Source organism: Bradyrhizobium sp. GCM10028915, from assembly GCF_042666195.1.
GTDB classification, from domain to species: domain Bacteria; phylum Pseudomonadota; class Alphaproteobacteria; order Rhizobiales; family Xanthobacteraceae; genus Bradyrhizobium; species Bradyrhizobium canariense_D.
The window spans coordinates 769,115-791,442 of sequence record NZ_JBHTFN010000044.1; the positions used below are offsets into that span (position 1 = coordinate 769,115).

Here is a 22,328-nt window from a genome sequence, read left to right on the forward strand (position 1 = left end):
CCCCGCCGGCAATGTCGAAATCTACACGCGCGAGGTCGAAGCGGGCTATCGCCAGTTCTGGCGCGACTACTGTGCTGTGGCCTCCGAAGGCGGCGAGGGCGCCTGACCGTGCCGGGTGGGGCGAGCCTCGAATTGCGCCGGCCACCTTAGTCCTCCGGAAACCATGCGGCGCTCCGCGACCGTGCCGGTTCATGGCTCCGAAAGCTATCTCTGGGCATGTGGCGCCAAAAGGGTGCGCCAATGCTCGGTTTCGTCTTCGGCTTGAACGCCCGGCTCGGGCGATTGCATTTCTTCCTCGCGACGGTCGCGCTTGCGATCGTGATGACGGCGATCTGCTTTGCAATCGCAATGGCCGTGCTGAACAACACCTCGCCCGGCGCGATCCGACCCGAAGACCTCACCAAGAGCTGGGCGATGATCGCCGCGATCGTGTTCTTCGGAGTTGCGACCCTCACGCTGCAATCGATGCGCATCCGCGACATCGGCTGGGATCCGGTCTGCGTGGTGCCTGCCTGGTTCGCGCTCATGATCGTCGACCATGTCGTCGCGGGCCGGTTTCCGGCCTGGGCGATCGGGGAGGAGCACCAGGCAACGGCGGTCGGCGCGCTCGTCAACCTCGCGCTGATGCTCGCGCTCATGTTCTGGCCGAGCGGCGACAGCGAGGGCTCCTACGGCGCTCCCCTCCCGCCGCGCACACGCGCGAACAAGCCTTCGCTATCGAACGAGCGCCTCGCGCGGGTGTCGCAGGGATCGTCTCGCTCGAACTGGAGCTAGACGGCCGGCTTCCGGAACGTTCTAGACGAACGGCAGCTTGATGTTGCTGCGCTTCTCCAGCCATTCAGGCACAGGAAGGCTCTTGGCGCGCATGAAGTCCGCATTGAACAGCTTCGACTGGTAACGGCTGCCGGAATCGCAAAGCACGGTGACGATCGTCTTGCCGGGCCCGAGCTGTTTTGCGAGACGCATCGCGCCGGCAACGTTGATGCCGGTCGAGCCGCCGAGGCACAGGCCTTCGTGCTGGAGCAGTTCGTAGATCACCGTGACTGCTTCCGCATCGGGAATGAGATAGGCGTCATCGACCTTTGCGCTCTCGACGATTGCGGTCGCCCGGTTGAGGCCGATGCCCTCGGTGATCGAGCCGCCCGGCGTCGCCTTGGCATCGCCCGTTCTGAAATATTCATACATGCCGGCGCCGTGCGGGTCGGCGCAGGCGATCCTGACGTCCTTGCTCTTCTCTTTCAGGAAGCGGCTGGTGCCGGCCAGCGTGCCGCCGCTGCCGACGGAGCAGACGAAGCCGTCGATCTTGCCGCCGGTCTGCTCCCAGATCTCGGGACCTGTGGACTCGTAATGCGCCTTCGCATTGTCGAGGTTGTTCCACTGGTCGGCGAACAGCACGCCGTTCGGCTCCGTCTTGCGCAACTCGTCGGCGAGGCGGCGGCCGACATGCTGGTAGTTGTTCGGATTGGAATAGGGCAGTGCCGGTGATTCCAGCAGCTCGGCGCCGCACAGCTTCAGAAAATCCTTCTTCTCCTGGCTCTGCGTTTCCGGGATCACGATCAGCGTGCGGTAGCCGCGGGCGCTGGCCACGACCGCAAGGCCGATGCCGGTATTGCCGGCGGTCGATTCCACGACGAGACCGCCGGGCTTGAGCTCGCCGCGCTTCTCGGCCTCGAGGATCATCCATTTGCCGGCGCGATCCTTCACCGACTGGCCGGGATTCATGAATTCGGCCTTGCCCAGGATGGTGCAGCCGGTCAGTTCGGAAGCGCGCTTGAGCTTGATCAGCGGGGTGTTGCCGATGGCTTCGACAACGTCGTTTTTGATGGTCATGTCAGGGGAAATCACTGGCAAGGGGTTGATTAGGTTGGCAAGAACCTAGTGCTTGAAATGCCAAAGGGGAAGGCTTTTGCGCTGCGGCGAAACCCGCGAAAATCCCCGTAAGCAGTGAAAATTTGGAAGGAGAGATCGCCGCTGCTGCTGCTGTGCTACGCCGCGGGATATCGGTAGGAGGATGTGGCCGGCTTCTGCCAAAACATGGAAGATAAGGGTCGTCGCCAGCGCACCCTCCATTGGATGTCAGCCGTCGCCGTCGAAGAGTGCGGATAGTACGCGGGAGGCGGTCAAGATATCGGCACGACGAACGCTTATTCGTTTTCCGATAATGGACAACCTCGCGAAAGTGGCCAGGCCCGGTTTCGCGGCCGGACTGAAGCCGCATCGCGAGCGGTGCAGGCGGATTGGAGGGGGGTGGCGTCGGTGTGGCGGCAGTATCACATGAAATCTTGGTAAGCTCGAACGCACTCAGGAACGGCCCTGAAATTCAAGAAACACCTGCAGGACAGCACCCTTTTGTATTTTCTCAGCTCTAAGATCGTCGCGCTTTGGGGGGCACATCGCAACTGCGGGACTGTCCCGCGGTTCCGCGTCCGGCTAGTATGAGGCGCACAATTTCGCTGAAAGCATCACTTGTGAACGAGTTGTCCAAAGCCCCCCGACGACCGCGCTGCGAATCGGCTAATCCGGCCGCGCGGCGGCGGTTCGATCTGCCCGGCGGGGGGTGGATGTGACACAACGTGTTCCGGCGATCGCCGTGCGGCGGTCACCAGGCGCGACGTCCCGGACGCGACGTGCGGCGCGCTGGCTTGCGGTCGCTTGCCTCGCCGCCGGTTCGGGCGCCTGCGTGCTGACGCAGGATCTTCCTGATCCCGCGCTCGACGTTCCCACGCGATACAAATCTGCCGGGAAGGCCGATGCGCCGCCGTCGCTGGATTGGTGGCGCAGCTTCCGCTCCGCGGAGCTGACACAGCTGATGGAAGAGGCGCACACCGTCAACCTCGACATCGCCGCCGCCGTTTCGCGCATCGTCGAGGCCGACGCTCAGGCGCGGCAGGCGGGTGCGGCGCTGCTGCCGAGCCTGTCCGGCACCGGGCAGGAGGCCTATTCGCGCACCTCCGGTTCCTCCGCCTCGGGGCTAACCAATGGCGGCCGTGAGGTCGTCAACTACCAGGCTTCGCTGAGCGCGAGCTACCAGCTCGATTTCTGGGGCCAAAATCGCGACGCCCTGCAAACGGCGGAAGAGACGGCAAATGCCAACCGCTTCGATCGCGACGTCGTTGCGCTGACCACGCTTGCAGGCGTCGCTAACGCCTATTTCCAGGTGCTGGCCTCGCAGGATCGCATCAGGACCTCACAGCGCAACATCGCGAGCGCGCAACGCATCCTCGATGCCGTCAGGGAACGGCGCAGGGCCGGCACCGGCACCGACCTCGACGTCGCCCAGCAGGAGAGCGTGCTCGCAAACCAGAAGGCACTGGTGCCGCCGCTGCGCCAGACGCTCGACCAGAACGTCAATGCGCTTGCAGTCCTGGTGTCGCGGCCGCCGGAGAGCGTGCGCGTGCTCGGCGGCTCGCTGAACCGGATCGCGATTCCGCGCGTGACGCCGGGACTGCCGTCGGAGCTCCTGACGCAGCGGCCCGACATTCGCCGGCAGGAGGCCCAGCTCGCCTCCGCGACAGCGAACGTCGGCAATGCCCGCGCGCAATTCTTTCCGACCATCCAGCTCACCGGCAATGGCGGCTATCAGAGCTCGGCCCTGGTCTCGCTGTTCCAGCCGCATGCGGCATTCTTCCAGCTCGTCGGCAGCGCGACGCAGCCGATCTTCGACGGCGGCAAGATCCTCGGCAATTTCGAGTTTGCCAAGGCGCGGCAGGACGAATTGCTCCAGACCTACCGCAAGACCATCATCCAGTCCTTTGCCGACGTCGACAACGCGCTGTTCTCGATCAAGCAGACCACGATCAGGCTGCAATTGCAGCGTGACGTCCTCAACGCCTCCCGCCGCGCATTCGATCTCTCCGAGCAGCAATTGCGCGCCGGTACCGCCGATATCGTCACCGTGCTCAATACGCAACTGACCCTGTTCCAGGCGGAAGACGCGCTGTCACAGGCGCAACTTGCCCGCCTTCTTGCTATCGTCAGCCTGTATCAGGCGCTCGGCGGCGGCTGGGAGCCGAGGATGGAGAAACCGGTCAATGCTCTTTAAGCCGGATACGAAGCAAGGCGCGAAGGAGGGAACGGCAAAGAAGTCGCGCGGGCGCGGCTTCGTCATGACCCTGATCACGCTGGCGATCCTCGGCGGGCTCGGCTACTACGGCTGGACCATCTGGCACCAGCAGCCGCAGCAGGCGAACGGCCGCAATCAGCGGCCGGATCTGCCGGTGCCGGTGCTCGCGGCGACGCCCCGCATCCAGGACGTTCCCGTCTACCTCGACGGCGTCGGCGCGATCCGCGCACTCAACACCGTGACCGTCCGCTCGCAGGTCGACGGCAAGCTGATCGCGGTCAATTTCACCGAGGGACAGGACGTCAAGAAAGGCGACGTGGTCGGCGAGATCGACCCGGCGCTCTACCAGGCGACGTACGATCAGGCCGTCGCCAAGAAGGCGCAGGACCAGGCCCAGCTCGCCAACCAGCGTATCGACCTTACGCGCTACGAGCAGTTAGCTGCCTCCAATGCCGGATCCAAGCAGCAGGCCGACACCCAACGCGCGCTGGTCGCGCAGACCGAGGCGTTGGTCAAGGCCGACCAGGCCGCGATCGACAATGCAGCGGCGACGCTGAGCTACACCAAGATCGTGGCGCCGATCTCGGGCCGCGCCGGCCTGCGCCAGGTCGATCAAGGCAACATCATCCATGCCTCGGACACCACGGGTCTCGTGGTGATCACGCAATTGCAGCCGATGGCGGTGTGGTTCAGCCTGCCGCAGCAGCAGATCATGCGCGTCAACGCCGCGGCATCGAAGGGCACGCTCGCGGTCGACGTGTTCGGCAATGACGGCCTCACCGTGATCGACACCGGCAAGCTCACCGGCATCGACAACCAGGTCGACCAGACCACGGGAACGCTCAGGCTCAAGGCCGAATTTCCCAACGCCAATTACCAGCTCTGGCCCGGCCAGTTCGTCAATGTCCGCCTCAAGGTCGAGACCTTGACGCAGGCGCTGGTGGTACCGACCTCTGCCGTGCAGCGCGGACCGATCGGCACCTTCAGCTATGTCATCGGCGAGGATAACATCGTCTCGGCCAAGCCGGTGACAGTGACGCAGCAGAACGAGCATGACGCCGTGATCGCCAGCGGCCTGTCGCCGACCGACAAGGTCGTCACGACGGGCTTTGCCAATCTGTCCGATGGCTCCAAGGTGGTCATCGGCCGCGACGACCAGACGCCGTCGGCCGATCTCGCCCCGCGGAAGCGCTCGCGCGGGCCGGATGGGCAGAAGAAGGATGGCACCAAAGACGGCCAGAAGGACGGACAAGGCAAGGACGACGAGTTCCGCGCCAAGCGCAAGAGCAGCGAGGGCGACCAGAAGGGCCAGACCGGACCGGCACCAGGGCCTCCGTCAAGTCCGGGTGCATCGGAAAGTGGAGCTAAGCAGCCATGATCCCGACAACAGCCGCCTGAGCGGCAGGCGCATCCCATGGGCGTCTCCGAACCCTTCATCCGCCGTCCGATCGCGACTTCGTTGCTCGGCATTGCGCTTCTGATCGGCGGGTTGCTCGGTTATTTCGCGCTGCCGGTCTCTGCGCTGCCGCAGGTCGATTTCCCGACCGTGCAGGTGACGACGCAATTGCCCGGCGCGAGCCCCGACGTGATCGCCTCGCTGATCACCGCGCCCTTGGAGCGGCAGCTCGGCCAGATCCCGTCGCTGTCGGCGATGAACTCGACGAGTTCGTTCGGCGTCAGCCAGATCTCGCTGCAGTTCGATCTCAACCGCGACATCGACGGTGCCACCCAGGACGTCCAGGCTGCGATCAACGCGGCGGCCGGCGTGCTGCCCAAGACGCTGCCTTATCCGCCGACCTACGCCAAGGTGAACCCGGCCGATGCGCCGGTGATGACGTTGGCGCTGCGCTCCGACACAATCTCGTTGCGGGCGATGAGCGACATCGCCGATACGCTTCTGGCGCAGCGGCTGAGCCAGATTTCCGGCGTCGGGCGCGTCTCGGTCCTGGGCGGTTTGAAGCCGGCCGTCCGCATCCAGGCTGATCTGGCGCGGCTAGCTGCCTATGGCATCGCCATGGAAGACCTGCGCACCGCGATCGCCAGTGCCAACGTCTCCGGGCCGAAAGGCTCGCTCGACGGCGCGCAGCAATCCTACATCATCGCCGCCAACGACCAGATCGCCGCCGCCGACGCCTACAAGCCTGTCATCATCGCCTACCGCAACGGCTCGCCGGTCACGATCGCCGACGTCGCCCAGATCGTCGATGGGCTCGAGAACGACCGCACCGGCGGCTGGTACCAGGGCTCGCCCGCCGTCATCATCGACATCCAGCGTCAGCCCGGCGCCAATGTGATCGACGTCGTCAGCCAGATCCGGGCGGAAATCCCAAAGGTCCAGCGCGCTATTCCGGCCGGCGTGAACCTCACCATCGTCTCCGACCGCACCGTCACCATCCGTGCCTCGGTGCGCGACGTGCAGTTCACGCTGATCCTCAGCGTCGTGCTGGTGACGCTGGTGGTGCTGCTGTTCCTGCGTTCGCTACGCGCCACGCTGATCGCCGGCGTGGCGCTGCCGCTGTCGCTGATCACGAGCTTCGGCATCATGTATTTTGCCGGCTTCAGCCTCGACAATCTGTCGCTGATGGCGCTCACCATCGGCACCGGTTTCGTCGTGGACGACGCCATCGTGATGATCGAGAACATCGTCCGCCACATGGAAAACGGCGACAGCGCGATGGAGGCTTCGCTGAAGGGCGCCAGCGAGATCGGCTTCACCGTGATTTCGCTGACGGTATCGCTGATTGCGGTGTTCATCCCGCTGTTGTTCATGTCGGGCCTTGTGGGCCGCATGTTCCGCGAATTCGCGCTGACCCTGACGATCGCGGTCGTGACCTCCGCCGTGGTGTCGCTGACGCTGACGCCGATGATGTGCTCGCGCCTGCTGAAGCATGCCCATGAAGAGCTGGCAGTGCCGGGTCTTGCCGCGGTCAGCCGCTTCATCGACCGCACCGTCGGGTTCTATCACCGCACGCTGCTCTGGGTGCTGGAGCGCCAGCGCGCGACACTGGTCGTGACTTTCGCCACGCTGATCGCGACCCTGGCGCTCTATGTCGTCGCGCCAAAGGGCTTCCTGCCGCTGCAGGACACCGCCTCGATCACGGCGGTGACCGAAGCCGGTCCCGACGTCTCGTTTGCGGAGATGCAGAAGCGGCAGGCCGAGGCGGCCGACGCCATCAAGGCCGACCCCGATGTGACCGGCGTGGTCTCGGTGATCGGTGCAGGCTCGGTCAATCCGACCACCAATGTCGGCCGTCTTGTCATGACGCTGAAACCTCGCGGCGAGCGGCGCGACGATGTCAGCGTCGTCATCACCCGCCTGAAGGAGCGGGTGGCCGCCATCCCCGGCATGACCGTCTATTTCCAGCCGGTGCAGGACGTGCAGATCTCGACCCAGTCGAGCCGTTCGCAATACCAGTACACGCTGACCGGCACCGACGCCGCTTTGGTGTCGGAATGGGCGCGCAAGCTGGTTGCCGAAATGCGGCGCGATCCGCTGTTCCGCGATGTCTCCTCGGAAGCGCAGGAAGGCGGTCTGCGGGCGCAGCTCACGGTCGACCGCACCCGCGCCGGCCAGCTCGGCGTCAGCCTCCAGGGCATCACCGACACGCTCAACGACGCCTTCGCGCAGCGCCAGATCTCGACCATCTACGGCCAGGCCAACCAGTACCGCGTGGTGCTGGAAGCGCTGCCGATGTACCAGCGCGATCCCTCGATCCTGTCGAAGCTTTATCTGCCGGGCGCGGCGAGCGCGACGGCCGGTGCGCCCAACGCGCAGGTGCCGCTCTCCGCCGTGGCGACGCTGACGCGCACCACCGCGCCGCTCGCGATTTCGCACCAGGCGCAATTCCCGTCGATCTCGCTCAGCTTCAACCTCGCGCCGGGCGCGGCGCTTGGCGATGCCGTCGAGTCCGTGAAGACCATCGAGACCCGGATCGAGATGCCCAACAGCATCGTCGGCGTCTATGCCGGCGACGCCGCCGAATTCGCCAAGGCGCTCGCCGGTCAACCCTGGCTGCTGCTGGCCGCGGTGATCACGATCTATATCGTGCTCGGCGTGCTCTACGAGAGCTACATCCATCCGATCACGATCCTCTCGACCCTGCCGTCGGCCGGCGTAGGCGCGATTCTGGCGCTGATCCTGTGCGGGCAGGACCTCTCGGTGATCGGGCTGATCGGCATCATCCTGTTGATGGGCATCGTCAAGAAGAACGCGATCATGATGATCGACTTCGCGCTCGAGGCCGAGCGCAGGCAGGGGATGTCGCCGAACGAGGCGATCGTACAGGCTTGTCTGCTGCGCTTCCGTCCGATCATGATGACGACGCTGGCCGCCCTGTTCGGGGCGCTGCCGCTGGCGATCGAGAGCGGCACCGGCGCCGAGCTGCGCTTCCCACTCGGCATCTCCATCATCGGCGGCCTGCTGCTCAGCCAATTGCTCACACTCTACACCACCCCGGTGATCTATCTCGCCCTCGACCGCATCAACCGCCGCCTCGAGCAGGCGCTGCCGCCGGCCGAATCCGGCGGTCCGCCCGTCGCGGGCGCGACCGAGGGGATGCAGTGATGGCATCGATCTCGGAGCCCTTCATCCGCCGCCCGGTCGCGACCACGCTGCTGTCGATCGGGTTGTTCCTGCTGGGTATCGTGGCTTACGAGTTCCTCCCCGTTGCCTCGGTTCCGAACATCGATTTCCCCGCCATCTTCGTCTCGGCCAGCCGTCCTGGCGCCGACCCGTCCGTCATGGCCGCGACGGTTGCCTCGCCGCTGGAGCGGCGGCTCGGCGAGATCGCGGGCATCAACCAGATCACCTCGACTTCGTCACTCGGCACGACCAGCATCCAGCTCCAGTTCGACATCGGCCGCAACGTCGACAAAGCCGCCCGCGACGTGCAGGCGGCAATCAATGCGTCGCTGGTCGACCTGCCGAGCGATTTGCCGACGCTGCCGCGCTTCCGCAAAGCGAACACCGCAGGCGCGCCGGTCTTCGTGCTGGCGCTGACCTCGAAGACGCTGTCCGCCAGCGCGGTCTACGACGTCGCCGACACCGTGCTGGCGCAGCGCATCTCGCAGGTGCCGGGGGTGGGCAATGTGACGATCTCGGGTGCCGACCAGCCGGCGGTCAGGATTCAGCTCAATCCCGTCGCGCTGTCCAATGCCGGCATCGCCACCGACGACGTGCGAACTGCGATTATCAACGCCAACCCGCTCGGTCCGGTCGGCATCTTCAACGGCGAGCGCCAGAGCGAGACGCTGTCGCTCAACAAGCAGATGCGGACGGCGAAAGAGTTCCGCGACATCGTCATCAAGAGCGCGACGGGCAATTTCGTCCGGCTCTCCGATGTTGCCGACATCGAGGACTCCGTCCGTAACGCCCGTTCCATCGCCTGGTTCAACAAGCAGCCGGCTGTGCTGATCCAGATCACCAAGCAGGGCGATGCCAACGTCATCGATACCGTCGACCGGGTGAAGGCGCTGATCCCCGCGCTGAAGCAGTGGATCCCGGCCGGGGTCGATATCTCCACCTTGGTCGACCGCACCAGTACGATCCGCGCCAGCGTGCTCGACATGCAGTGGACCTTGCTCGCGACTGCCATTCTCGTGATGGTCGTCGTGTTCGTATTCCTGCGACGGCTCACGCCGACGATCGCAGCCGGAATCTCGGTGCCGCTGGCGCTGGCCGGAACCTGCGCCGGCATGTGGGTCGCGGGCTTCTCGATCGACAATCTTTCGCTGATGGCGCTGGCGATCTCCGTCGGCTTCGTGGTCGACGACGCCATCGTCATGATCGAGAACATGTACCGCAATCTCGAGCACGGCATGCGGCCGCTTCAGGCGGCATTGGACGGCGCCCGGCAGATCGGCTTCACCGTCGTGTCGATCAGCCTGTCGCTGATCGCGGCCTTCACGCCGCTGATCTTCATGGATGGCGTCGTCGGCCGGCTGCTGCGCGAGTTCTCCCTGACATTGACCTTCGCCATCCTGGTCTCGACCCTGGTGTCGCTGACGGTGACGCCGATGATCTGCGCCCATTACATCCGCCAGACCACGTCCGGCACGGCGACCCTGTTCGACCGGATCATCGAGGGCTCGCTGTCGCGCATCGTCGCGTTCTACACCCGCACCTTGCGCACCGTGCTGGAATATCCGCTGCTGACGCTGCTGGTGTTCTTCGCCACCATCGGCCTAACAATTACGCTCTACATCAAGATCCCCAAGGGCTATTTCCCGACCGACGATTCCGGCTTCGTCATCGGGGCGACGCGCGCCTCGGCCGACATCTCGTTCCAGTCGATGCTGAGCCTGCAGCAGCGGCTCGCCGACATCGTGATGCAGGATCCGGCAGTGGCCGGCATCGGCTCCACCGTCGGCAGCGGCGGCGGACCGGGCGGCGCGACCTCCAATCGCGGCACCATGTTCATCAGCCTGAAGCCGCCGGAGGAGCGCGACCACGTCTCGACCCAGGTGGTGATCGACCGTCTCAGGCGGGCGTTATACCCGGTGCCCGGCATCCGCCTGTTCATGTTCGCCGCCCAGGACGTGCGCGCCGGCGGACGGCAGAGCGATTCCGACTACCAGTACACGCTGACCAGCACCGACCTCGGCCTGTTGCAAAAGTGGGCGCCGATCGTGGCCAAGCGCATGGAGAGCGTCGAAGGCATCACCGACATCTCCAGCGACCGCGATCCCGGCGGGCTTCAATTGACCTTGTCGATCGACCGCCAGAAGGCCTCGGCGCTCGGCGTTCGCGTCCAGGATATCGACAACGCGCTCAACAACGCGTTCTCGCAGCGGCAGATCGGGATCATCTACACCCAGCGCAACCAGTACATGACCGTTCTGGAGATCGACCCGAAATTCCAGGTCGACCCGTCCAACCTCGATCGCATCTATGTCGCCGGCGCGGGTGACGCGCAGGTGCCGCTGTCGGCCGTGGTGCATGCGACGCGCGGGCTCGCCGCGCTCGCGGTCTATCATTCGCAGTCGTTCCCATCGACCACGGTGTCGTTCAACCTGTTGCCGGACGTGCAGATCCAGGCCGCAACGCAGAACATCCAGCGCGCGGTCGAGGAGCTGCATATGCCGGAGGGCATTCGCGGCAGTTTTGATGGCAATGCTGGCGATTTCGCCAAGACCAGCGGCCGCCAGCCGCTCCTGATCCTCGGCGCGCTGGTGGCGATGTATATCGTGCTCGGCGTGCTCTATGAGAGCCTCGCCCATCCGCTCACGATCATCTCGACGCTACCCTCGGCGGGACTTGGCGCGCTGCTGGCCTTGCAGCTCACCAACACGCCACTGACCGTGATCGCCTTCGTTGGCATCATCCTGTTGATCGGCATCGTCAAGAAGAATGGCATCATGATGGTTGATTTCGCGCTCGATGCCGAGCGCCAGCGCGGCCTGTCGTCGGCGGAGGCGATCTTCGAGGCCTGCCAGGCGCGCTTCCGGCCGATCCTAATGACGACGATGGCGGCGCTGTTCGCCGGCATTCCGCTGGTGGTCGCGACCGGGCCCGGCACGGAACTCCGCCGTCCGCTCGGCATCACCATCATCGGCGGGCTGTTCGTCTCGCAGATCCTGACGCTCTACACCACGCCCGTGATCTACCTGCTGGTCGACCGCCTGCGCCGCCGCTCCGAACCGCGCCCGCTGGCCGCGCCGGCGGAATAGGCGGGTTGTTGAACCGCCGTGCAGAGCGTATAGCGGCGACTATGTCGAACCCCACCGCCGCCGCGCCGGCCGATCCGATCCCCGAATGCCCGCACTGCCAGAAGCCGATGCCGTTGTGCATCTGCGACAGCGTCACGCCCATCAAGAACCGGCTCTCGCTCCTGATCCTTCAGCATCCGCAGGAGCAGGACAGGGCGCTCGGCACTGCGCGGCTGCTTGCGAAGCATTTCGCCGGTGCCACGCTGCGGGTCGGCCTGTCCTGGCCGAGCCTGTCGAAAGCGCTGGGGCAACCCATCGAGAACGCCTCGCACTGGGCCGTGCTCTATCTCGGCTCGGCGCACGCCACCGATCTCGAGGCCGAGGGCGAAATCCTGGCTCTCAATCGCAAGAGCGAGGTCGCGGACAACCAGCGCGCGCGCCTCGCCAAGCTCGAAGGTGTGGTGCTGCTCGACGGCACCTGGAGCCAGGCCAAGGCCCTGTGGTGGCGCAACCCCTGGATGCTGAAATGCCAGCGCGTCATCCTGAACCCGACCACCCCATCGCGGTACGGGCGCCTGCGCAAGGAGCCTCGGAAGGACGGACTGTCGACCATCGAGGCTGCGGCGACGATCCTCTCCGCTCTGGAGAAGCGCCCGGACATCGCCGAGACGCTGAATGCCAGCTTTGAACGGATGTTAACCCGCTACCGCGAGGTCCAGACCGAGATGCCCGAATTGGCGCCAAAGCCGCCGGTGAAGGACCGCCGGCGCGGTGTCCGGCGGGTCAAGCGAGCCTGACTCCGGTCCGGATCATCCGTACGGCCGATTGTCCCGCGAGAGGCGGGCGGATAGAGACCGTCGGCCAATAGGCCGCTATCTGCTATCCTCTCGCACGATCGGAACGCCGGAAACGAAGGGGCCGTCGCATTCAGCTTGCAGCCAAGGAGATCCTTGCCCAGGCGGCGCGGTTCGATCGTTGGGGCACGCTTGCCCTGATGGACGTTTCGCTGCGCTATCGGCGTACCGTCATCGGCCCGCTCTGGATCACACTGACGCTCGCGGCGACCATTGCCAGCGTCGGCACGGTCTATGCGGCACTGTTCAGACAGGACATCACGAGCTTTCTGCCGCACTTTGCCGTCGGCCTGATCGTCTGGACGCTGATCGCGACGACGCTCCAGGAAGGTTCCCACATCTTCGTGGCATCAGGCCATTTGATCAAGGCGGTGCCGGCGCCGCTGATCGTGCACGTGCTCCAGATGATGGCGCGCAACGTCCTCATCTTCGCGCATCATCTGGTGATCGTCGTCCTGCTCTATCTCCTGATGCCGTGGCCGCTGCATGGGAGCATGCTGCTCGCGGTACCGGGCTTCGCGATCCTGCTCACTGTGCTGCTGGGTGGCTCGGTCGCGCTCGGTATCCTCTGCGCGCGGTTTCGTGACATCGGCTCGGCGATCGTCAGCGGCCTGCAATTCGTCTTCTTCCTGACGCCGATCATCTGGACCGAAGACAGCGCGCGCGGCACCGCGTTTTATTGGCTGATCCGCGCCAATCCGTTCGCGACGCTGCTCGATCTGGTGCGCAGGCCGCTACTGTCGCAGTCGACCGATGCGGAGCAATGGCTCCTCGGGGTCATCTATGCGACCGTCGTGGCCGTCATCGGCCTCGGCTGCTACGCGAAATACCGCCATCGTGTGGCGTATTGGCTGTGAGGCACGAGATATGATCCCCGCAGCTCATATCGCGCTTCGCAACGTCTCGGTGAGGTTTCCGGTGCTGTCGTTCCGCGACCGCTCGCTGCGCAGCCGGTTCGTCAACGCGATGACACTGCGGCGGACCACGGCGACCCCGCACATCGTCTCCGCGTTGAGTGACGTCAACCTCGACATCCGTGCCGGCGATCGCGTCGCCATCATCGGCGCCAATGGCGCCGGCAAGACCACGCTGCTGCGGGTGCTCGCCGGCATCTACCATCCGACGTCGGGCAGCGTGGACGTGCTGGGCCGCTGTCTGCCGCTGTTCGATCTCTCGGCCGGATTCGACGAGGAAGCGACCGGCTACGAGAACATCATGCGGCGTGGCCTCGTGATCGGCGCACGGCGCTCCGAGATCGACGCCAAGCGGGGGGAGATCGCCGCATTCACCGAACTGGGCGACCGGCTCGACCTGCCGCTGCGCACCTATTCCAGCGGCATGATGCTGCGCCTGATCTTTGCAGTCGCAACCGCCGTCGAGGGCGAGATCGTGCTGCTCGACGAATGGATCGGCGTCGGCGACCAGCAGTTCCGCAAGAAGGCGCGGCAGCGGCTCGACGAGATCGTTGTACGCGCCGGCATTCTGGTGCTCGCCTCGCACGACATCGAGTTGATCAAGAGCACCTGCAACCGCGCGATCCTGCTGGAGGAGGGGCGCATCGTGGCGGCCGGCGCGACCGATGAAATTCTCGGCCAATATCTCGGCGGCGCGAAGGCGTAGCTGGTCCGGTCGGGGTTGCCTAAACCTGTGATCCCCTATATTGCTCCGCCCTCGTTGGGGCCACGTGGCGGAGTGGTTACGCGCCGGTCTGCAAAACCGTTTACTCGGGTTCGAGTCCCGACGTGGCCTCCATCACAACCTCCTGATATTTCAGCAATATTCGATCGTATCGCGGCTGCCATCGGCCCGCGCGGGCGATGCGTGCTGGCCGCGCACACCGGGTTTGCCCGGGGTCCGGCGGAAACCCGCCATTCAGCCCGCTGGCATAGTCTTCGCATCTGCGAAGTGATTGCATCCCAACGATCGAGCGCTGGAGAGCACGTGAGCGAAACCGTCCGATTTGTCCCGAAATCCGAGCTGGAGCGGGCCCGCCTCATCCGCGAGGCCCGTGCGATCTATGACAGCATCTTTCCGCCGGCCGCACCCGACCAGGCGCCGCAGGACGGCGGAGAGCGGGTCACGACCTGATCGCGATCACGCGGGATTTTCACCGCGTAGCTGCCATAGCAAAACGCCCGCGGAGCGCGGGCGCGTCGGCTCACGGTGAAATTGGCTTCAGCAGGCCGCGTACCAGCCGTCCGGGAAAGGCACCAAGGGCCAGGCGCCCTCATTGTCATTGGCGGCCTTGGGCTTCGCGGAGGCGTTGGGCTTCGCGTAATACGTCCACGAGCGCGGCACGAAATCCTCCCCCGGCACGAACGCCAGATCTTCATGGACCATGGCGTCCTGGACGGCATCCAGCAGCAAGTTGAATTCGGCTTCGCTCATCACACCCTCCGGACCGCGGATGGCGCAATATCGCAAAGCCGGTTTGTTTCCCGGTTGAGCCGATCGATCGCATTTTAACGATCCGCCAATCGGGTCCCGATTGGTTAGCGATTGATGAAATCGCGTTGGGAAACTTAGGTTCCTGCCGGGGTGCCCGCAGTGTGAAGGATGTCACATCTTTCGCTGTTTATTTCTCCTACCCCTTTGCACACCGGCCAATACAGGCCGGTCGGGCAAAGCAGACGGGAGACTGGTCATGAAGGCGCGGTTCTTGCGATTTGCGGGCGTGAAAAGCCGGGCGCGCCGGGCCTCGACGGTCGGGCTGTTCCTGACGCTGTTTGCCTCCGCCGCCCATGCGCAGCAGGGAACACCCGAGCAGCGCCGGGCCTGTACCCCCGACGTCTACCGGCTCTGCGCCGGCGAAATCCCCAACGTCCGCGCCATCACGGCCTGCCTGCGCCGTAACAGGCCAAGCTTGAGTGAGGCTTGCCGCATCGTGTTCGATCAGGCCGGCGGCTGACATACCGGCCCTGTGGGTTTGTGCGCAGCAAGTGGCTCGCGCGGAAAGGCGAATCCGGCATAGTCGTCCTGTGGATACACCTGTGGGTATGCTGCGGACAGGCTGGGGACGGCGGGGGATGTGCTTCGGATGTCGGCCGCAGATGCGTCCTTTGATTGTCATATCTCTGTCAAATGACCTCACCGCATGATTCGCTGATCGTGCAGATCGCGGCGTCACGCAAGATCATGTGGTTTCCCCGAATTCGGAATTGCGCGTTACAGCGTCCCGCATTCACGAACAGTTTTTGAGCAGCTGCCTGCCCAAATGGCGGGCTCCCTCCATCCAATTTTTTGTACGCCCGCGGACAAGCTTTCCGGTCCGCTCTCCTCCTAGGCTCGCTTCCGCGATCTGGAACATGGCCATTGCCATGACAATTCGAAGGAGCTGGAGATGGAGAGACCCGTATTGCCCCAGGCGCGGGGGAACGCACGTGCATCGCTGTCTTGGCACAAGGCCGCGCTCGGCGCCGCGGTCACTTTCGGCGCGCTGGCAGCCGCGCCCCTGAGCGCGCAGGCTGCGGCGCCTGCGGCCTGCGCCGCGCTCCAGGACAAGTATCCGGACTGGAAGGGCAAGACCCTCGTCAACGCCATCAACCCGCACACGCCGGGCTATGAGACCATCGATCCGAAGGATCCGAGCAAGTATATCGGCTTCGACATCGATCTCGGCGAAGCCATCGGCGAATGCCTCGGCTTCAAGTTGACCTACAAGCCGGTGACGTTCGCGGCGCTCCTGACGACGCTGGCCGCGGGACAAGCCGACATCGTGATTTCCGACATCTACGCCACCAAGGAGCGCGCCAAGGCCGCCGACTTCATCACCTATTCGAAAGTGTTCGACGGCGTGCTGGTCGCCAAGGGCAATCCGAAGGGCATCAACGGCATCAACATGTCGATGTGCGGCGCGGCTGCCGCCGAAAACACCGGCTATGTCGAGGTGCCGCTGATCCAGGCGCTGATGCCCGAGTGCAAGAAGGCCGGCAAGGCCGAGCCGACCATCCAGCTCTACGACAACAACGCCAACTGCATCCAGGCGATTCTTGCCGGTCGTGCCGACACCTATGTCAACGACGTCAACACCGTCGACAGCGCGGTGAAGGCCTATCCGGACAAGCTGGAGAAGGCGACCGCGGTGACGATCCCGTATTCCGTCGGCATCGCCGTTCCGAAGGACAAGCCGAAATTCCGCGACGCCGTGCTCGCAGCCCTGATCGAGGTGCAGAAGGCCGGCACGCATATGGAGCTTCTGAAGAAGCATGGGCTCGATGTGAACAACTTCAAGGAGCCTGACATTCTGACGGCCGATTGATGTCGCTGTTCCTCCATTACCTGAGCATGCCGTATCTGCTCGAGGGCATCGAGCTCACCCTCGAGGTGACTGCCCTCGGGCTCGGCGGCGGATTGATCCTTGGATTGATCCTCGCCGGCATGCAGCTCTCCCGCTTCTGGCTGCTGGCGGCGATCGCCAGGGCCTACACCGTGATCTTCCGCGGCACGCCGCTGATCCTGCAAATGGTGTTCGCCTACGACGCGTTGCCGCATATCGGCATCAAGCTGCCGGCGGTGCTGGCCGCCGGCCTTGCGCTGGCCTGCAATGAGGCGCCGTTCATCGCCGAGATGCTGCGCGCCGGCGTGCTCGGCGTCGATCGCGGGCAGGTGACGGCCGGCCAGGCGCTCGGCATGACGCCGCGGATCCTGATGTGGCGGGTGATCGCGCCGCAGGCGATCCGGACCATGATCCCGGCCTTCGGGAACGAGGCCGTGAGTGCGCTGAAGAATTCGTCGCTCGCCTCCGTGGTCGCGGTCCAGGAGCTGACCCTGCGCTCGACCCAGCTTGCGTCCTCGACCTTTGACTTCTTCTCGATCTTCTTCGCCTCGGGCCTGCTGTACCTGGTGCTGACCTTTGCCATCAGCATCATCCAGCTTTTCGTCGAATGGTTGCTCGATCTCGATCGCACCAAAGGTCGCCAGCGCAAGCTCGCCGATTATCTACCCTGGCGCCGCGTCGATCTCGCCACCAAGCTCGAACTTGCCGCAGCGACCGTCGACGTCCAAGTGCCTGGACAGGCTGATCTCACCGACACGCCGCCGCCGGCCTTGACCCGCGAGGAACGCACCCGGCGCGCGGCGACGATTTCACGCAACAACATCGCGGTCGAGACCAAGGACCTCACCAAGAGCTACGGCGCGCAAAAGGTGCTTGGCGGCCTCGATCTTACGGTGCGCGTCGGCGAGGTCGTCGCGCTGCTCGGGCCCAGCGGCTCCGGCAAGAGCACGCTGCTCCGCTGCATCAATCATCTCGAAAGCTGGGACGGAGGCACGGTGCGTGTCGGCGGCCGCCGCCTCGGTTTTGGCGACGACGGCAAGCTGCTGCCGCCCCGCGCGATCGCCAATGAGCGGGCAAGCGTGGGCGTCGGCATGGTGTTCCAGCAATTCAATTTGTTCGCCCATCTCTCGGCCAAGGAGAACATCGCCGGGCCCTTGCGCTGGGTGCACGGCATGACCCGCATCGATGCCGATCGCCGCGCCGCCGAGCTGCTCGACCGGGTCGGGCTGTCGCACCGAGCCGACGCGCTGCCGCGGCATCTCTCCGGCGGCCAGCAGCAGCGCGTCGCGATCGCCCGAGCGCTCGCACCGAACCCCAGCGTGCTACTCTTGGACGAGCCGACCTCGGCGCTGGATCCCGAGCTCGTGAGCGAGGTGCTGGAAGTGATCCGGCGTCTCGCCGTCGATGACGGCCTCACCATGATCATCTCGACGCACCAGATCCGCTTCGCGGACGAGGTCGCCGACCGCGTCGCGTTCCTGAGCGGCGGCACGATCATCGAGGAGGGGCCGGCTCACGAGGTGCTCTCCAACCCGCGCAATCCGCTGACCGCGCGTTTCCTCAGCGTGATGGAAGCCGACAAGACTCCGGAGGTGGTGCGATGAGAGCCGCACCCACACCGTTCAAGACCGCGTTTCCAGAAGAGGCCACCTCATGAAGCATGTCACGCTGCCGGTTTCGCCGAAGACCGTCCACTGGGGCTATTTCTCCAAGAAGGTCGCGCCGGCCCTGACCCTGCGCTCGGGCGATCGCGCCACCATCGAGACGCTGACCCATCACGCCAATGATGACTACGAGCGCATGATCCAGGGTGATCCCGGCGCCGAGAGCGTGTTCCAATGGACGCGCGAGCACAAGGCCGTCGGGCGGCGCGGTTCGGGCCCGACCGAAGGCCCGTTCATCCGCGGAGCAGGCGAGGGGATCGGCGTGCATCTCCTCACCGGTCCGGTCGCGATCGAAGGCGCCGAACCCGGCGACATCCTCGAAGTGCGCATCCTCGATATCCGGCCGCGGCCGAGCTGCAGCGCCTGTCATGCCGGGCGCTGCTTCGGCTCCAACATCGCCGCCAACTGGGGCTTTCACTATCACGATCTGATCGAGGAGCCGAAGCCGCGCGAGGTCGTCACCATCTTCGAGCTCGACACGTCAGGCGAGCCCTGCGCCAAAGCGGTCTACAACTACGTCTGGACGCCCCAGACCGACCCTGACGGCATCGTGCATCCGACCATCGATTATCCCGGCGTGCGCGTCGATCACGCCACCATCAAGAAGCGCGAGAACATCCTCACAAGCGTCAGGGTGCCGGCACGGCTGCATTTTGGCACCATGGGGCTCGCGCCGTCGGAGGCCGATTTCGTCAGCTCGATCCCGCCGAGCTATACCGGCGGCAACATCGACGACTGGCGCATCGGCAAGGGGGCGCGGATGTTCTATCCGGTCGCGATCCCCGGCGCCTATTTCTCGGTCGGCGATCCCCACGCCGCGCAAGGCGACAGCGAGCTTGGCGGCACCGCGATCGAAACCTCGCTGACCGGCGATTTCGAGTTCGTCCTGCACAAGAAGGCCGATCTCGCCGGCACCAGCCTCGAAGGTCTCGATCATCCGATGCTGGAGACCGATCAGGCGTGGTCGTTCTACGGCTTCACCTATCCGAACTACCTCGCCGCGCTCGGCGCCGACGCACAGACCGAGATTGCCAACCACTCGAGTCTCGACCGTGCGATGCGCGATGCGTTCCGCAAGCTCAGGAGGTTCCTGATGACCGTGCACGGTTTGAGCGAGGACGAGGCGATTTCGCTGCTATCGGTCGGCGCCGATTTCGGCGTCACCCAGGTGGTCGATGCCAATTGGGGAGTTCACGGCACGATCCGCAAAAACATCTTTCGGTGCGACTGATGGGCCGTAGCCCGGATGGAGCGCAACGCAATCCGGGTTTGTCACGCCGGACTCAAAAGGCCCCCGGATTACGCTTCGCTCCATCCAGGCTACACATCGTGCTCGACGTTGACATCGCGCTCCAACACTTTGAAGAACAGCTCATTTCCAGGATGAGGACGTGACAAAAGACCGTCATTTGCGGCCCCTCGCTGCGACGGATGACCACGTTCGTCTGGCACAGAGGTTGCTTCGATCCACTGCAATCTGGGTCGATCCGATGAGCTTCCGTCCTTTCACGAGCGAGTCCTACGCTCAAGACGACCGCCCCGAAGCCTGGCGGGACGTGCTCGCCGCGGTCGGCCTGCAGCCGGCGGCAGGCCATTGCTTCCTGGATGGGCACGCAACGGCGTCACATCGCCACGCCGCAGGCGTTGCGCTGACGCGCATGGCGGCCGGCGCCCAGACCATCGGTCCGCGTCCGCAGGCCAACGAAGACCTGCCGATTGCGCTGATGCCGGTCGAGGACGGCATGGTGCTCAAGAGCGCCGCCGGCCATCGCATCGTTCCGGTGGGCCATCTCGTGCTGCTGCCGCGGAGCGGGGACTGGAGCATCGTATTCCAGCGCGACATGCGCGCCGTCGTGCTGTCGGTGACCTCGGAGGCGCTGCACGGCCGCCTCTCGGGCAGGCCGCGGCTCGGCGAACCCAGGGTCGTTCCGCCCAGCGGCTTTGCCGATGTCTTCGCGCGCTTGATGGACGCGACCGCGCGCACGCTCGACACGCTGAGCGATGCCGAATGGAATGCGGTCACGCAGTCGCTCGTCGATCTGCTGCTGACACTCGCCCATCAATTGGCGGCTTCGACGTCCGACGCCGGATCGAGCGCGACGCAGTCGGCACTCCTGCACCGGATCTGCCAGACCATCGAACGCCGCCTCGACGATCCCGGACTGGTGCCGGCGCGCGTCGCGCAGGCCGAAGGGATTTCCGAGCGCTATCTGCAAAAGCTGTTCGAGACGGTCGGCGACAACTTTACTCATTACGTTCGCGAGCGGCGGCTGCAGCGCGCCTGGGCCGATCTGTCCAATCCGTCCGAGGCGCATCGCTCAATCTCGGAGATCGCCTACGCCTATGGGTTTGGCGATTCCGCGCATTTCAGCCGCGCCTTCCGCCATCGCTTCGGGCTGCCGCCGCGCGAGTTTCGCCAGCAGGAAGCGGAGCGGGCGACGACCCAGCAGGGGATAGCCGGTCAGCGCGGCTGGCCGCAGGATGCGCTGGCGCAGCTTCGCGTGCACCCGGCGAGCGCCGAGGCGCGCGGCAATCTCGCCCGAACCGACATCGACGAGCCGAGAACGGCCGAACGCAAGCATCATCATCTTCCGATCGAAGCCCACCGTGTTCATTGGGGATATTTCAGTCGCGCGTTACAGCCGCAGCTCGAGATCAATTCGGGTGATACGATCACGATCGAAACGCTAACGCAGCATGCCTCCGATGATCCTGAGCTGATGATCGCGGGCGATACCGCCGCCGAAAGTGTATTCGGTTGGACCAAGGCGAGGAAGAACGTGGATCGCCGCGGCGCGGGTCCGATGGATGCCAGCATATTCGGGCGCGGCGCCGGCGAAGGCTTTGGCGTGCACATCTGCACGGGGCCCGTGTCGGTGAAGGACGCCCAGCCCGGCGACGTGCTGGAAGTCCGGATCCTCGACATCGTACCGCGCACAAGTCGTCATCCGAAACATTCAGGGCGCGTGTTCGGCTCCTCGGTCGCGGCCTGGTGGGGCTATCATTACGACGAATTTCTTTCAGGACCGAAGCCGCGCGAGGTCGTGACGATCTACGAAATCCTGGACGATACCGATGCGCCGCATGCCCGCGCGCTGTATTCCTACCGCTGGGAGCCGCAGACCGACCCGTTTGGCGTGGTGCACGCCACCTACGACTATCCCGGCGTTCCGGTCTTGCCCGGCACCGTGAAGCGCCGCCACGCCGTGCTCGACGGCATCCGCATTCCCTTGCGCCCGCATTTCGGCGTGATCGCGGTGGCGCCGCGCGAGGTCGATTTCATCGACTCCGTGCCGCCTTCCTATTTCGGCGGCAATCTCGACAACTGGCGCTTGGGGAAGGGGGCGACCGTCTATCTTCCGGTCTCCGTTCCCGGCGCATTGTTATCGGTTGGCGATCCCCATGCCACGCAAGGCGACGGCGAATTGAGCGGCACCGCGATTGAATGCTCGATGACCGGAACCTTCGAGGTGATCCTGCACAAGAAGGCCGACCTCTCCGGCCAACCCTTCGCCGATCTCTCTTATCCCCTGATCGAGACCGAATCTGATTGGGTCCTGACCGGATTCAGCCATCCCAACTACCTCGCCGAGTTCGGCGCTCAGGGCCAGAGCGAGGTTTACGCAAAGTCCTCGCTCGATCTCGCCATGAAAGATGCGTTTCGCAAGATGCGACGCTTCCTGATGAACGTGAAGGGGTTGAGCGAGGACGAGGCGATCGCGCTGATGTCGGCCGCCGTCGACTTCGGCGTCACGCAGGTGGTCGACGGCAATTGGGGCGTGCACGCGATCATCAGCAAGCGCCTGTTTCTGGACGCGCCTTAA

The 22,328-nt window shown here is 64.9% G+C and carries 16 protein-coding genes and 1 tRNA gene; 15 read left to right on the forward strand and 2 right to left on the reverse strand.

Annotation, left to right across the window (positions count from 1 at the left end; all coding sequences use genetic code 11):
* The first annotated feature begins 240 nt into the window (after positions 1-240).
* Positions 241-774 carry a DUF805 domain-containing protein gene (locus ACFQX9_RS23850; protein ID WP_018457795.1) on the forward strand — a complete coding sequence of 178 codons (534 nt, stop codon included), beginning with the start codon at positions 241-243 and terminating at the stop codon, positions 772-774.
* A gap of 21 nt (positions 775-795) precedes the next feature.
* Here ACFQX9_RS23850 and ACFQX9_RS23855 read toward each other — a convergent pair whose 3' ends face one another.
* A complete protein-coding gene (locus ACFQX9_RS23855; protein ID WP_085349833.1) occupies positions 796-1,830 on the reverse strand; it encodes a cysteine synthase A in 1,035 nt (344 codons plus the stop codon).
* 727 nt (positions 1,831-2,557) lie between these two features.
* Here ACFQX9_RS23855 and ACFQX9_RS23860 point away from each other — a divergent pair.
* From ACFQX9_RS23860 to ACFQX9_RS23900, 9 genes are all read left to right on the forward strand, one after another.
* Positions 2,558-4,042, forward strand: coding sequence for an efflux transporter outer membrane subunit (locus ACFQX9_RS23860; RefSeq protein ID WP_377790814.1), 1,485 nt, complete (start codon positions 2,558-2,560; stop codon positions 4,040-4,042).
* Positions 4,032-5,441, forward strand: a complete 1,410-nt coding sequence (locus ACFQX9_RS23865) for an efflux RND transporter periplasmic adaptor subunit (protein WP_377790816.1) — start codon at positions 4,032-4,034, stop codon at positions 5,439-5,441. Before ACFQX9_RS23860 ends, ACFQX9_RS23865 begins: the two co-directional genes overlap by 11 nt.
* A 36-nt stretch (positions 5,442-5,477) precedes the next feature.
* Entirely contained in the window at positions 5,478-8,627 is a 3,150-nt protein-coding gene (locus ACFQX9_RS23870) for an efflux RND transporter permease subunit (protein WP_377790817.1), read from the forward strand.
* Positions 8,627-11,731: an efflux RND transporter permease subunit gene (locus ACFQX9_RS23875; protein WP_377790819.1), complete on the forward strand. Its 3,105-nt coding sequence runs from the start codon at positions 8,627-8,629 to the stop codon at positions 11,729-11,731. Before ACFQX9_RS23870 ends, ACFQX9_RS23875 begins: the two co-directional genes overlap by 1 nt.
* 41 nt (positions 11,732-11,772) lie before the next feature.
* Positions 11,773-12,507 carry a tRNA-uridine aminocarboxypropyltransferase gene (locus tag ACFQX9_RS23880; protein WP_204511172.1) on the forward strand — a complete coding sequence of 245 codons (735 nt, stop codon included), beginning with the start codon at positions 11,773-11,775 and terminating at the stop codon, positions 12,505-12,507.
* A 197-nt stretch (positions 12,508-12,704) separates the two neighbouring features.
* Positions 12,705-13,421, forward strand: a complete 717-nt coding sequence (locus ACFQX9_RS23885; protein ID WP_377790822.1) for an ABC transporter permease — start codon at positions 12,705-12,707, stop codon at positions 13,419-13,421.
* Positions 13,422-13,431: 10 nt separating this feature from the next.
* Entirely contained in the window at positions 13,432-14,184 is a 753-nt protein-coding gene (locus ACFQX9_RS23890; protein ID WP_377790824.1) for an ABC transporter ATP-binding protein, read from the forward strand.
* A gap of 58 nt (positions 14,185-14,242) precedes the next feature.
* A tRNA-Cys gene (locus ACFQX9_RS23895) sits at positions 14,243-14,316 on the forward strand.
* Between the two features lie 189 nt (positions 14,317-14,505).
* Complete coding sequence (locus tag ACFQX9_RS23900) at positions 14,506-14,652, forward strand: hypothetical protein (RefSeq protein ID WP_377790826.1); 147 nt, start codon at positions 14,506-14,508, stop codon at positions 14,650-14,652.
* Positions 14,653-14,739: 87 nt separating this feature from the next.
* Here the strand turns inward: ACFQX9_RS23900 and ACFQX9_RS23905 are convergent, their stop codons facing one another.
* On the reverse strand, positions 14,740-14,952 hold the full coding sequence (locus tag ACFQX9_RS23905) for a hypothetical protein (protein WP_085349828.1): 213 nt from the start codon (positions 14,950-14,952) through the stop codon (positions 14,740-14,742).
* 256 nt (positions 14,953-15,208) lie between these two features.
* On the opposite strand from ACFQX9_RS23905, the gene ACFQX9_RS23910 reads away from it, so the two are divergent.
* From ACFQX9_RS23910 to ACFQX9_RS23930, 5 genes are all read left to right on the forward strand, one after another.
* Positions 15,209-15,472: a hypothetical protein gene (locus ACFQX9_RS23910; protein ID WP_018457806.1), complete on the forward strand. Its 264-nt coding sequence runs from the start codon at positions 15,209-15,211 to the stop codon at positions 15,470-15,472.
* A gap of 432 nt (positions 15,473-15,904) precedes the next feature.
* Complete coding sequence (locus ACFQX9_RS23915) at positions 15,905-16,822, forward strand: ABC transporter substrate-binding protein (RefSeq protein WP_377790828.1); 918 nt, start codon at positions 15,905-15,907, stop codon at positions 16,820-16,822.
* Positions 16,822-18,444, forward strand: a complete 1,623-nt coding sequence (locus ACFQX9_RS23920; RefSeq protein ID WP_247395663.1) for an amino acid ABC transporter permease/ATP-binding protein — start codon at positions 16,822-16,824, stop codon at positions 18,442-18,444. The genes ACFQX9_RS23915 and ACFQX9_RS23920 overlap by 1 nt, the downstream gene beginning before the upstream one ends.
* Before the next feature lie 49 nt (positions 18,445-18,493).
* Positions 18,494-19,735 carry an acetamidase/formamidase family protein gene (locus tag ACFQX9_RS23925; RefSeq protein WP_018457809.1) on the forward strand — a complete coding sequence of 414 codons (1,242 nt, stop codon included), beginning with the start codon at positions 18,494-18,496 and terminating at the stop codon, positions 19,733-19,735.
* Between the two features lie 259 nt (positions 19,736-19,994).
* Complete coding sequence (locus ACFQX9_RS23930) at positions 19,995-22,328, forward strand: acetamidase/formamidase family protein (RefSeq protein WP_018457810.1); 2,334 nt, start codon at positions 19,995-19,997, stop codon at positions 22,326-22,328.

Excerpts from the sequence above, each read along its gene's own strand:
- ACFQX9_RS23880 (WP_204511172.1), top strand. The coding sequence starts at position 11,773 with ATGTCGAACCCCACCGCCGCCGCGCCGGCCGATCCGATCCCCGAATGC.
- ACFQX9_RS23870 (WP_377790817.1), top strand. The coding sequence starts at position 5,478 with ATGGGCGTCTCCGAACCCTTCATCCGCCGTCCGATCGCGACTTCGTTG.
- ACFQX9_RS23865 (WP_377790816.1), top strand. The coding sequence starts at position 4,032 with ATGCTCTTTAAGCCGGATACGAAGCAAGGCGCGAAGGAGGGAACGGCA.
- ACFQX9_RS23885 (WP_377790822.1), top strand. The coding sequence starts at position 12,705 with ATGGACGTTTCGCTGCGCTATCGGCGTACCGTCATCGGCCCGCTCTGG.
- ACFQX9_RS23855 (WP_085349833.1), bottom strand. The coding sequence starts at position 1,830 with ATGACCATCAAAAACGACGTTGTCGAAGCCATCGGCAACACCCCGCTG.
- ACFQX9_RS23910 (WP_018457806.1), top strand. The coding sequence starts at position 15,209 with ATGAAGGCGCGGTTCTTGCGATTTGCGGGCGTGAAAAGCCGGGCGCGC.
- ACFQX9_RS23930 (WP_018457810.1), top strand. The coding sequence starts at position 19,995 with ATGAGCTTCCGTCCTTTCACGAGCGAGTCCTACGCTCAAGACGACCGC.
- ACFQX9_RS23925 (WP_018457809.1), top strand. The coding sequence starts at position 18,494 with ATGAAGCATGTCACGCTGCCGGTTTCGCCGAAGACCGTCCACTGGGGC.
- ACFQX9_RS23890 (WP_377790824.1), top strand. The coding sequence starts at position 13,432 with ATGATCCCCGCAGCTCATATCGCGCTTCGCAACGTCTCGGTGAGGTTT.
- ACFQX9_RS23850 (WP_018457795.1), top strand. The coding sequence starts at position 241 with ATGCTCGGTTTCGTCTTCGGCTTGAACGCCCGGCTCGGGCGATTGCAT.
- ACFQX9_RS23915 (WP_377790828.1), top strand. The coding sequence starts at position 15,905 with ATGGAGAGACCCGTATTGCCCCAGGCGCGGGGGAACGCACGTGCATCG.
- ACFQX9_RS23875 (WP_377790819.1), top strand. The coding sequence starts at position 8,627 with ATGGCATCGATCTCGGAGCCCTTCATCCGCCGCCCGGTCGCGACCACG.
- ACFQX9_RS23905 (WP_085349828.1), bottom strand. The coding sequence starts at position 14,952 with ATGAGCGAAGCCGAATTCAACTTGCTGCTGGATGCCGTCCAGGACGCC.
- ACFQX9_RS23920 (WP_247395663.1), top strand. The coding sequence starts at position 16,822 with ATGTCGCTGTTCCTCCATTACCTGAGCATGCCGTATCTGCTCGAGGGC.